8 protein-coding genes and 1 pseudogene are annotated in these 11,709 nt (G+C 43.4%); 5 read left to right on the top strand and 4 right to left on the bottom strand.

The genetic code is table 11. The features are described from left to right. The first annotated feature begins 88 nt into the window (after nucleotides 1-88). The 5 genes from htpG to WC222_04495 all read left to right on the top strand — a co-directional run bounded on the left by htpG (nucleotide 89) and on the right by WC222_04495 (nucleotide 7,996). Complete coding sequence (gene htpG / locus WC222_04515) at nucleotides 89-1,942, top strand: molecular chaperone HtpG (protein ID MFA6915637.1); 1,854 nt, start codon at nucleotides 89-91, stop codon at nucleotides 1,940-1,942. An 87-nt stretch (nucleotides 1,943-2,029) separates the two neighbouring features. After that, nucleotides 2,030-4,582 carry a formylglycine-generating enzyme family protein gene (locus WC222_04510; GenBank protein MFA6915636.1) on the top strand — a complete coding sequence of 851 codons (2,553 nt, stop codon included), beginning with the start codon at nucleotides 2,030-2,032 and terminating at the stop codon, nucleotides 4,580-4,582. A gap of 172 nt (nucleotides 4,583-4,754) precedes the next feature. Then, nucleotides 4,755-6,815, top strand: coding sequence for a hypothetical protein (locus WC222_04505; protein ID MFA6915635.1), 2,061 nt, complete (start codon nucleotides 4,755-4,757; stop codon nucleotides 6,813-6,815). Next, entirely contained in the window at nucleotides 6,802-7,365 is a 564-nt protein-coding gene (locus WC222_04500; GenBank protein ID MFA6915634.1) for a hypothetical protein, read from the top strand. Before WC222_04505 ends, WC222_04500 begins: the two co-directional genes overlap by 14 nt. A 181-nt stretch (nucleotides 7,366-7,546) precedes the next feature. After that, nucleotides 7,547-7,996, top strand: a complete 450-nt coding sequence (locus tag WC222_04495; protein ID MFA6915633.1) for a hypothetical protein — start codon at nucleotides 7,547-7,549, stop codon at nucleotides 7,994-7,996. Between the two features lie 2 nt (nucleotides 7,997-7,998). On the opposite strand, the gene WC222_04490 is transcribed toward WC222_04495, so the two are convergent. The 4 genes and pseudogenes from WC222_04490 to rlmD all read right to left on the bottom strand — a co-directional run bounded on the left by WC222_04490 (nucleotide 7,999) and on the right by rlmD (nucleotide 11,615). Beyond that, a complete protein-coding gene (locus WC222_04490) occupies nucleotides 7,999-8,643 on the bottom strand; it encodes a protein-L-isoaspartate(D-aspartate) O-methyltransferase (GenBank protein ID MFA6915632.1) in 645 nt (214 codons plus the stop codon). 3 nt (nucleotides 8,644-8,646) lie between these two features. Next, nucleotides 8,647-9,048: a preprotein translocase subunit YajC gene (gene yajC, locus WC222_04485; protein ID MFA6915631.1), complete on the bottom strand. Its 402-nt coding sequence runs from the start codon at nucleotides 9,046-9,048 to the stop codon at nucleotides 8,647-8,649. Nucleotides 9,049-9,058: 10 nt separating this feature from the next. Then, nucleotides 9,059-10,167: pseudogene (gene tgt, locus WC222_04480) on the bottom strand (tRNA guanosine(34) transglycosylase Tgt). 2 nt (nucleotides 10,168-10,169) lie between these two features. After that, nucleotides 10,170-11,615, bottom strand: a complete 1,446-nt coding sequence (rlmD, locus tag WC222_04475) for a 23S rRNA (uracil(1939)-C(5))-methyltransferase RlmD (protein MFA6915630.1) — start codon at nucleotides 11,613-11,615, stop codon at nucleotides 10,170-10,172. Between the last annotated feature and the right edge of the window lie 94 nt (nucleotides 11,616-11,709).

Below are 11,709 nucleotides of genomic sequence, written 5' to 3'. Positions count from 1 at the left end.
ATAGGGAGTTATATCCAACAATTTTTACAGTGTGCAATTTAGTAAATCAATGGTTATAATCGCAGACAAAAAAATCTATGGAGTGTTTATGAGCAAGGGTACTTTAGAAATACACAGCGAGAACATTTTGCCCATCATAAAAAAGTGGCTTTATTCGGATAAGGACATTTTCGTGAGGGAACTCGTGTCCAATTCCTGCGATGCCATTCTTAAAGTCAAACATCTTCAAGAACAAGGCGCCCTCCCCAAAAACGGCGAAGAAGAAAACCGCATCGATGTGACCGTCGATAAGGAAAAGAAAACTCTTGTCTTCAGCGATACCGGTATCGGCATGGACGAAGAAGAAGTCAAAAAGTACATCGCACAAATCGCCTTTTCCAGCGCCGAAGAATTCATGGAAAAGTACAAAAGCAACAAGGAAGGCGACCAGATCATCGGGCATTTCGGACTAGGCTTCTACTCCGCATATATGGTCGCAGAAAAAGTGGAAGTCAATACCCTTTCCTACAAAGAAGGAGCTAAACCTGCTTTATGGACTTGCGACGGTTCCAGAGAATATGAACTTAAGGAAGGCACTCGCACCCAAAGAGGTACGACTATTACTCTCTTCGTTAGCTCCGAAAATGAAGACTATCTGGAAAGGGCCACCATCGAGAAAATCCTAAAGCATTACTGTACTTTCCTCCCCTATCCTATCTATCTCGGTGAAGAAAGAATCAACCCCAAAGAACCTTTATGGATAAAGGCGCCTTCCGAATGCACAAAAGAAGATTACCTAGATTTCTACAAGCATCTTTATCCTTTCGAAGAAGCTCCCCTCTTTTGGGTCCACCTTAATGTCGATTACCCATTCCACCTAAAGGGGATTCTCTATTTCCCAAAAATCAACCGTCAATTCGACTACCAAAAATCTAGTGTGCAGCTCTATTGCAACCGTGTTTTTGTGTCCGACAATTGCAAAGACATCATCCCTGAATATCTGATGATGCTGCGCGGCGCTATCGACAGTCCGGATATACCGCTCAACGTATCTAGAAGCTATCTTCAAATGGATAAGACAGTTAGGCAGCTATCCAGCCATATCTCCAAAAAAGTATCTGACAGCCTCGCCACCCTCTACCGCAATGAACACGAGCGCTACGTATCGGTATGGGAAGATATCTCTCCTATCATCAAATTAGGGGCTTTGGAAGATGAAAAATTCTATGACCGCGTCAAGGACGTCATCATCTGGAAAAATGTGGAAGGCGAATGGACTACCATCCATGACTACCTAGAGCGCAATACAGATAAAAACAGCAACAAAGTACTCTATACCACTGAATCTAAACATTTTGGACATATCGTTCACCTATACCGCGAAAAAGGGATCGAGATCCTCATCGCTGCAGGTCCGGTAGACAACTACCTTATCCAATTTTTAGAAAGAAAACTCGCCCCCACAGAATTTAAACGTATCGATGCCGAGATCAGCGACCATCTTTTAGATAAAGACAGAGAAAAAACCGCATTGGATGAATCAGGTCGCAGCGAAGCTGCGAAAATCGCGGAACTCATCTCTCAATGCCTAGGAAATGAGAACATCGAAGTCGTCGCTAAAAGCCTAAATGCTAATGCCTTACCGGGCTTTATCGTAATAGATGAACAACAAAGGCGCATGCGCGACTATATGCTGCAAATGGCAAAAGGCGATGCTAATTTAGACTCAATGGGCGACCTCATTGGAAAGAAAACTTTTGTCATAAATACTAACAACCCTCTTGTCAATACTTTGGAAAAATTGCATAGTCAAAATCCGGAATTAGCAAAAGATTTAGTCCAAGAAATGTACGATTTGGCATTGTTAGAACAGAAAGAACTTTCTCCACACGATTTGGCAGGATTTATCCAGCGCAGTAACCGTGTATTAGAGAAGTTAGCTGAAAAAGCGACACAACACTAAAGAGAATGTTCACAAACTTTGATCGGATGACTTAACTTAGCCGCAAAGCACCCGGTCATAGTTTGTGAACCTCTCTAAAATGCTAGCATGCTAGCAAATGAACACAAAACGATTACGACGGGAGACCTTGTGCTGCGCATCATCCTATTCTTTTTACTCATTCTCCTACCCTCCACTACAGGAGCTGACCAAGGAACTCTTATCGTTACTTACCAAACCGGCTCCTTAGGGGAAAGGCTGGACCGTATCCGCTTCTGGCTTAAAGATGAAGATGGACATTCCCAGTTCTTCCCCAAAAGCGGCGGCTTTTTCGAAGACGACGCAGGCCCCTCACGCAAGGTCGTGATAGAGAATCTTCCCGCAGGAGATTACTCCCTTACTTTTGCACTCCCCAACTATGATAACTTTTTTGAAGGCATCCCTCCACGTTCTGTTCATATTCAATCCGCAAACGTTACTAAAGTTGACCAGCACATCAAATTGATAGAAAAACCTGTTCCTTTTGTCAAATCCCCTCCTGAGGAATTGATCCCGGGCTTCATCGCCCAGAATTTTTTCCCCTACAACAGACCGACAAGCGTTACGACCTATCCCCGATCAGGTTTAAGGGTTTATAATTACTCCCCTTATGACGATGGATACTTCAATGCAACATACAAAGTGAATACTAATTTATCCGATGCCCGTTGGGATATCTCTTCCGGACCATATAAAGTACAGAATGGACAGGGCAGTTCCATGTATGGAAACATCCAACCCTACGTTCCTTATGCTGTCAGGGCCGAGCAAAAAGAGGGCTATCGTGTCTCTATCTATCCCGAAACTTTCACTCCGAATCCCGGCGATACGATCAATATTATGATCGACTATAAAGCAACTAGGGGCAAAATCGAATTGCAAGCTCCTCTCCCCTCCGGCGATGCTATTAAAGTGACCATCAAACCTGTTGTGCTTAAATCCAACCCTATCGTCGCCCCTATACGCTCTCTCAATGGCAAAGCTTCCTGGCGCAGCTCCTCTATCCCCACGGGACGATATGTTGTTTCCTATGACCTGCCTGCCTATTTTACTGCTATTCCTCCCCATACTATTGCTGTCAATGAAGATCAAACTACCTTCCTCACTCCTCAATTCATCCCCGCTCGCTCTCTGACAGTGCAAACAAATAATCCGGACGCGCTTTACACCCTTTCCTCCGCAAATAACAGTATCCCTCTCCAACACGGCGGAGGTACCAGCTACACTTTTCGCAATCTCCTCCCCGGGCGCTATACCGTTACCTACTCCACTAACAACCCTGCAAATTTTCTCCCGCCAGAGCCACAAAGAATTGAAGTCACTGCACAAAAAGATGCTGTTATCAATGCTGATTTCCGTGCTATGGGGCAGCTTACCATCTCAACCAACGTCCCCAATGCCCCTGTAAATATCTCTTCTTTGGAAGGCCCCCGTTACGAAGCCAGTGAGGTCATCTCTCAAGGACGCTATACTGCCAATCTTCCTGCCGGAAACTACCGTGTCTATTTCTATCCTCCTAAAGGCGATGCTCGCATTGAATTTAGCAATAAACCTGATCCCATAGATGTTCAGGTTTCTGCAGGTAGGGAAACGATGATTAGCGGACAATACTCCGGCAATTCATTGCCCACTCAAACTAAAGAAATCGCACCCACAGTCCCCGCAGAACAACCTATAGAAAAAGAAGACTCTTCAATACCTGCTGTACAAAATCCTGAAGCTCCATCCGACACTGAAAATACTATCTTAGCAATTCCCTCAGGCGAGTCCATTGTCGGAGACCTGAAAAAAGCCGGTAACTCTGACCAACAACCTGCACGCAGAGTTTTTGTCGACGCCTTCAAAATAAATAAATATGAAGTGACTAATACCGAGTTCATCGCATGGCTTAATGAAGCCTTCGATAATGAAGAAATTACCTATATTTCCTCCGGTGGACAAAACGGCATTGTCTTCGATAAACAAGGCAATCCTATCTGCAAAACATTCAACTCGACCAACACCAGCCAAATCATGGTTTCCCTCAAGGATGATCTGTGGAATTTCTATCCACTGCTAGGAAAGGAAGACTTCCCTGTGATTAATGTCACATGGTTTGGGGCCAATGCCTATTGCCAAAGTAAAGGCGGGCGCCTTCCTTCAGAAGCCGAATGGGAAAAAGCAGCCGGAATGGCCGTCGCTAAGCCGGGTGAAGAACTTATAAAATTCCTCTATGGAACAGGAACCGACACGATCGATCGTCAAATGGCCAATTTCAAAGCTAACGACAACCCCCTTCAGACAGAAAAAGTACTCACTTCCCCTGTAGGTTTTTATAATGGAAAAAATATTCTCCCTCTAAAAATGGGTGATAAAACTTCTGTATCTACTTTAGATGCCCACAGTCCCTATGGCGCTTATGATATGAGCGGAAATGTCTGGGAATGGACGAATGACTGGTATAAAGCTGATTATTTCTCACATATGCCCGAACGTAATCCTAAAGGCCCAGCTGAAGGGACACAAAAAGTTGCTAAGGGCGGATGCTATGATAGTTTATCTGATGGTGTGAGAGTTGCAGAACGACTCCCCCTTCCACCGGAATATTCCGATCAATTTACTGGTTTTAGAGTCGCCTACTAAAAGGCGCTTTAAAACATCGCCGTTTTCTCTTTTCTTATCTCCAGTTATCACTCTATGGAAATTAATAAAACCCCATAAGTATAAATTATTAATTTATTAACGAATTATTAATCTATTGCTCAACATTTATGCTTAATAATAGAATTAAAGTAGAAACTAACATGGTTGGATTATGCCAGAATTAAGAGCATTGAAAGTATTTGATGACTATTCGCATGATAAGTTCAAAACTGACCATAAGCAAGGAGCCAGTCCTTCAAAACACTGGACTGCTAAACCACAACCTATTGCAATTCAAACACTTCTAAACTCTCCACCTACAGATTCTCCTAAACGCGACCTAAAATCCTCTACCACTGCAGCGCCCTTTCAAACTGAACGCCATAGGATTCCTTCTGAACTACAATCCGCTTTAAATGAACTACTTCCAGAACAAGCCGCATTTTATCTGGGAGAAAAAACCGACGTTTTCGACCTTCAATATCAAAAAGATAAGGAAGCCTCTAAGAAGAAATATGAGGGTTTTACAGGCTCCATGAAATACTACGCGATCAAAGTCGGTCAACAAGCCCTAGACTGGATAAGTACTATCTTATCTTCTCCTCTAATGCAAAGCACAGGTTCCCATGTAGGAGTGCTCATCGATCCTGCTCTCCAAGGAGTTGCCTGGAATGAAGCACGCCTAAAGAACAAACACCACGCAGAACAAACAAAAGAAAGTGAGGGATTAGGTAAAAGAATTCTAGATAACAGCCAACTTACTGGCCATGAATTGGAGGAAATAAAAAAGGTCAGGCTAGATAAAATCAAAGAGAACAAAGAAGTAGAAAGTATTTTCCAATTAGAAAATCCCAGCGCCCATGAAAGATTTACAGCCCAACAATTAATACAATCTATTACTAACAATACCTCATTAACTTCCACGCATGTTCGTCTCTTAAATGGTTTCATAAAAGAGCTTAATCTCGATGAAGAAAAAACCATAAGCTTTGCAGATCTTCAGGATAAGTATACAAACCATACTGTAGGCCTATCTATAATGGCAAGACACGCCCTCATTGAACAAAACAAGATCAAAAACAAAACTGAAAAAAAGATTTTCCAATGGGAACGCACAAATAACGGCATACAATTCAATATATCTGTGGCAACCGCTATCACTTGGTTCACCTTAAATGTGGTCATGTGGGCAGGAGTGGGCGTTTCAAGCGCAGCGTTGCCCGCCGTAGGTTACACTGCCCTGGGTATAGGCTGTGCGCTATCCCTTATAGGTTTAGGTATCCTTGCCTACCGCTCTCCCCACCAGTTCATTGAGGTCATGAAGCTCACATATATTCGTAAGTCTATAAACTGGATGAAAAATTACACTCTTAAACATATTCTCGGGAATAATAAACAGGCAGTAAAAAACGCCCAAGTCAGAGTAGAGCAGTATTCTGAACAACTCCAAGCTCTGCGTGTCAGTGAAGATAAATATAGCAGCCTGGCGAAGAGAGCAAAAGATAAGCTTACTCTAATGGAGATTGACGATACAAAATTTTACATCGACACCAAAGAATTTAAGCATATTAATAAGAAATTACAAAATGAACAGAAAAATATTGAAAAAATCAAAGGTCGTCTTGAAAGCATCTCAGCAGGAGCTGCCTACTATGAAGATAAAATCACTACAGCAAAAATAAAAGACCACCAGCGGACCCACCGCATGTATGAAAAAGTCGAGGGAAAAAAACAGTACATAGAATCTTTCATGGATGAAGTAGCTCTTATCGCTGCCAACGATATCTCCCGACACGCTGATGACAAGCTTGCTAACGATCTAGCCCACCTGTTAGTCCGTCAATATGGTGTTGCTATAGCTGTAAACAAAGACCAGGCTCTTACTCCTGCCGAGTTGCATAAAAGCATTCACAAAGGAATTGAAACTTTTGTAGGCGGAGATAATGACCGCATAAACAAAATTAATTTGCGGCTGCGTCATGCACAAAAATCTACTCATCGCATGGTACTTCATGGAGCTCTCTATCATAAAAGGAATCAAACTCAAGCTAGACAAATACTCAATAAATATGGATTTGATGTACAGCCTGTCAAAAAAGAAACACCTGAAAACCTCAAAAAACAAGCAGAATTTTTACGTCGCCAGATAAGCAATAAGTTGCCAAAAGAAGAAGCTATGGTATTGTATGGTGAATTATGGAATTTAATTAGGACGAACAATGCCACAAAATAAAAATCCCCCTAAAACTACCTCTGAAGAAGAAAAAGTGTATCTTCTAAAAATAAAGGAATACCTCGCTACCACTGGACTGCCTGTAGAAATCGCTGAGAATGAATCCGGTGCAGCTATCATCATGCCCCTTGCTCCTACAGGTCCGACTGCTGAAGCACCTTTAATGATCCAAATAAAAAAACAGGTCGTCGCTAATCTTGATTTAGAGTCGGGACAAGAAAGCCCCACGATGATCTCCGCAATTTTCATGGTGCACCTCCCTTTCACAGTCAAAGCTTCTGCCCTAGCAGATACTGTTCTCCTAATGAACTTTATCAATAGCACTTTTCCCGTGACTGGTTTTGATGTGGAAATGGGTGAACTGAAACCAAAGTTTAAATACACACTTCTAAATTCGGTAGACCATATTGACAAAACCGTTATTCTCAGCGTTGTGGGAATTATCATGTATGCTATGGATCTGTTTCTAACTCATATTAGAAACGTAGCTGAAGGGAAGTCAAAATTCCAAGATACTATCCAACAGCTTATTCCTCCTCAAGAAGGATAGCTCCAACAATTACGGGTTAAATAGAAGGAACTATTTTTTCCCGTGATTGCTTATTCATCCTCTCCTTCAATTAACTGAAATCTCCCCTTGTTGTAATAGTCTTCTTTCAAAATTCCATTTGATTGCCGCTTGACTAAAGTTGTAATGCAGACTATGGATTATGGAAATAGGGGGTCCTCCTATGCAGCCCATTGTTTGCTTTACAGCTCATAATCAGCATGAAAACGCTATCTGCATTCAAAATAGCAAAGATCAGAGGATTTTTGTACCTAAAGAAAGAACGATAAATGCCATTATTCCTAGCATCTCGCTAACTCATACTACCATTAAAAAAGGTGCTTGGCGCTGCTATCATACAGATTTGCCCATGGATACCATTAAACCTTCTAATGGATACCACGCCCATATCCATAAAGTTCCCTATATGTACATTTTTCAAGACGAAGAGACGAAAGCATTATGTTATTCTCACGATGGGTGCTCCATCATAAAACTGAATGATCCTCAGACGCAAGATCCTATGCTCTTAGATGCAATCTTTTACTTTAAAGATAATAAGGTGACTATCAAGAGTTATCACAAACTGAAAAAACCCTTCCTAAAACAGGATGACGGCTGTAGAATACTTTAAAATTATTTTCTCCAACCTTCTTCGCCAATCAGGGGGACAAAACGCACTCCTTCCAATTTTTCTTCGGAAAATGTGTCTTCGCTTATCCGTTTTATGCGTTTTAGTTCTTGCGAAACTGTGCCCCCCACCGGAATGACTAAAGTGCCGCCTATTGCGAGCTGCAACTTAAGATTTTCAGGAACAACAGGAGCGCCTGCAGTGACAAGGATACAGTCGTAAGGAGCATGTTCTGCAACGCCGACACTGCCATCCCCCACCTTGAATGTGATATTGGTAAACCCAAGATCCAACAATTTTTTCTGCGCCGTCGCCGCTAATTGCGGTAAACGTTCTATCGTCACCACACTTTTACAGATATGTGCAAGGATCGCAGCAGCATAGCCGGACCCTGTACCTATTTCCAATGCTTTTGCGTCTTTATGCGCACGGACAAATTCTGTCATCAATGCAACAATAAATGGCTGGCTTATGGTCTGCTTTTCGCCAATAGGTAAGGGATTGTCATCATAGGCGTATTTTTGAAGTTCCAAAGGGACAAAATAATGACGTGGAACCGTCAACATTGCTTCAAGAACGAGAGGGTCTTTGATACCACGAGGTATTAGCTGCTCAGCCACCATGTGTTTTCTTTCCTGATCCCTCTCCATCTTTTACTCCTCTTTAGCAACGTCTCCGTTGGATTTCACTTCGCCTTCAGTAGAAGGTAGTGTCTCTGATATAGCACCTTTGACAAATTCTAGTTTAGAACCATCGTACATTTTTACGATAACGCTATTGTCATTGACGCGGATGATCGTACCGATGATACCCATTGCATTGACGCGATCGCCTTGTTTCAGCGAGGAGCGCTGCTCTTCGGCGGCTTTACGTCTTTTTTGCTCAGGACGCCATAGGATAAAATAGAAGAAAGCTACTGCTAAAGCCAGCATAGTAAATGTCTGATACATTCCCTGATCACTTACAGGAGTGTCATCTACAGGCGCTTCTGCAAATAGGGATAGCTGAAGGCAACAAAAAAGGCCTGTAAGCAGCCATGTCATTTTTTTATTCATAATCACACCTTTAATTCGGATAAATTTGGCACACATGTTGATATAATTCATGCAAGGTCCCACATCGGATAGCTTGCCGAATGCGTCGCATGAAATCAAGGTAAAAGGCAATATTTTGCATCGTCACATAAGTCAGGCCCGTAATCTCGTCCACATTAATAAGATGTCGTATATAGGCTTTACTGTGGAACGCTGCTTCATGGCTGAGCTCGGGATCGAACGGAGTAAAATCGGCTGCGTACCTTCCCGCTTTTATATTGATCTTCCCGTTCCAAGTAAAAGCTGTCCCATTACGGGCATTGCGTGTCGGCATAACGCAATCAAACATATCGATACCGCGCATCACAGACTCGATTAAATTGCGCGGTGTACCGACTCCCATTAAATAGCGGGGCTTCTCTTCAGGAAGCAATGGCGCTGTGGCATCTAATAGTGCATACATCATATCCATGGGTTCGCCTACTGACAAGCCGCCGATAGCATACCCCTCAAAATCCATCCCTCGTAAAGCTTCTGCGCTTTGACGGCGTAGATCTTCAAACATGCCCCCTTGGACAATGCCAAAAAGATTTTGGTGCGGCTTCAACGTGTAAGCACGGCATTTCTCCGCCCAACGATGCGTCCGGTGCATCGCTTGCTCTACCTCTACTCTGCTGCATGGATAAGGAGCGCATTGGTCAAAAACCATGACAATGTCTGAACCTAATGTCTTTTGGATGAACATGCTTTCATCCGGTCCCAGAAATAACTTTGCCCCATCGATGTGGGATTGGAACTTGACCCCTTCTTCTGTAATCTACTTAACGCTGCTAAAGAAAAAACTTGAAATCCACCCGAATCAGTAAGAATCGGCCGGTCCCACTTCATAAAAGAATGGAGCCCCCCGGCTTTTTCCATGATGTCCATACCGGGACGTAACATCAAATGATAGGTGTTGCCTAGGATTATCTGTGCATCCAGCTGTTCTAAATGATGCTGGGTCAGTGTTTTCACTGAGCCGCGCGTACCCACTGGCATGAAGGCAGGTGTTTCGATCACTCCATGTGCTGTCTCAATCGTCCCTAATCGGGCAGCGCTATGTGTGTCTTGCTGATGAATTGTATAACGGAATGAAGGCATGATTATTGACGAACTAATAGTGCGATAGTTTCTATATGCATCGTTTGTGGAAACATATCGACAGGTTGTAATGAAATAAGTTTATACCCAAGGCTGGTCAAAACTGTAATATCTGCGACCATAGTGCTGGGATTGCAAGAAATATAAAGAACCCTTTCAGCATTTAAACCGGCGATCAGCCGTTGACCTACATTCTCCATCCCCACGCGCGGAGGATCGACGATCACTACATCAGGTGTGGATTCGTGGCGATCCTTCTGGATCTGCTGTAAAATGTGATGGACCGCCCCTGCAAAAATGTTCACATTGGTCAAACCATTCAGCTTGGCATTTTCGCGTGCATCTAAAGCTGCCTCCGGCGAAACTTCAATGCCTATCACTTCCTTCACAGAGGAAGCTGCACTGATCCCGATTGTTCCTGTACCGCAATAGAGATCGTAAACGACATCCTGCGGTTTTAGTTGGGCCGTCTGCAGGGCCAAAGAATAGAGTTTTTCCGCCTGCAACGGATTGGGCTGAAAAAAGGATGCAGGACTAATTTTAAATTGAAGTGTTTTTGCAGGCTGGTCGCTGTAAAGCTGGATGTGCATCTCTTCACGCACAACATCGGGTCCATAGAGAAGCATCTCATAGAAATTGGTCGCCATCCCCGGAGCTATCTGCTGTATGCGCAAAAATATGCTCAGCCTCGATTTCCCATCGTGAAGCTCGATCGCGTTGCGTAATGAGGAAACGAAACTATTGAGCTGCTGTTTTTTGGGAGCATAATCGGGATTGCCTGAGACGGTAAGCATCACAAGACGATCCCCGGTTCTTACACCTTCCCTCACAATCAAAGTCCGCATCGTCCCCGTATTTTTGTAAGGATGATACGCCTGTAAATCTGTCGATTCCCACCACTGACGCACTGTATCCAAACACTCTGTATACCAAGGAGCCACTAAATGGCATTCTGTCAAATTCAAGACCTTTCCTTTCGATCCCTCCATCACCAGACCAAGATAACGTGTGCCATTCAGGTCGCTAGAAAAACTATACTCCATCTTATTGCGGTATTGCCAAGGACTGACCGAGGGAACAATAGGCTTGATTTCTACTCCTGGAACAGCAATTTCCTGGAATAGTTTTCTGACAAAAGCCTCTTTGTATTGAAGTTGCGACTCGTAGCTCATCTGCTGCAAACGACAACCGCCGCAGACGCCAAAATGTTTGCACAACGGCTGCACCCTCTCCGCTGAAGGGGAAAGAACTTCTTCCAACCGCGCTTTCTCTTTACCATGCTTTTTTTTAACCACAGTAGCGCGAACAGTGTCTCCCGGAATGGCAAAAGGAACTTCAACGATCCGTTCCGATCCATCCGACCTTACTGTCTGTCCTATGCCATTGCCTTTAGGACTTAAACGATCGATGGGGAGTTCAACCGAACTGCCAGTGCTTTTCTGTTTCATGGAGTGGATTTAATATGGGGGTTGCTAAACAAATAGTTTAGCTTATGGAAACGTATATTGCAAAAAAAAAGGGAGGTCATAAACCTCCCTCCCA

It is taken from the genome of Parachlamydiales bacterium, from assembly GCA_041671045.1.
Lineage (GTDB): Bacteria > Chlamydiota > Chlamydiia > Chlamydiales > JABDDJ01 > JABDDJ01.
The sequence above is the reverse complement of the archived record's forward strand: the minus strand, read 5'-3'. Positions and strand labels throughout refer to the sequence as shown.

Coding starts and splice junctions, on each gene's coding strand:
- WC222_04490 (MFA6915632.1), bottom strand. CDS start 8,643: ATGGAGAGGGATCAGGAAAGAAAACACATGGTGGCTGAGCAGCTAATA.
- rlmD (MFA6915630.1), bottom strand. CDS start 11,615: ATGAAACAGAAAAGCACTGGCAGTTCGGTTGAACTCCCCATCGATCGT.
- WC222_04510 (MFA6915636.1), top strand. CDS start 2,030: ATGCTAGCAAATGAACACAAAACGATTACGACGGGAGACCTTGTGCTG.
- yajC (MFA6915631.1), bottom strand. CDS start 9,048: ATGAATAAAAAAATGACATGGCTGCTTACAGGCCTTTTTTGTTGCCTT.
- htpG (MFA6915637.1), top strand. CDS start 89: ATGAGCAAGGGTACTTTAGAAATACACAGCGAGAACATTTTGCCCATC.
- WC222_04495 (MFA6915633.1), top strand. CDS start 7,547: ATGCAGCCCATTGTTTGCTTTACAGCTCATAATCAGCATGAAAACGCT.
- WC222_04505 (MFA6915635.1), top strand. CDS start 4,755: ATGCCAGAATTAAGAGCATTGAAAGTATTTGATGACTATTCGCATGAT.
- WC222_04500 (MFA6915634.1), top strand. CDS start 6,802: ATGCCACAAAATAAAAATCCCCCTAAAACTACCTCTGAAGAAGAAAAA.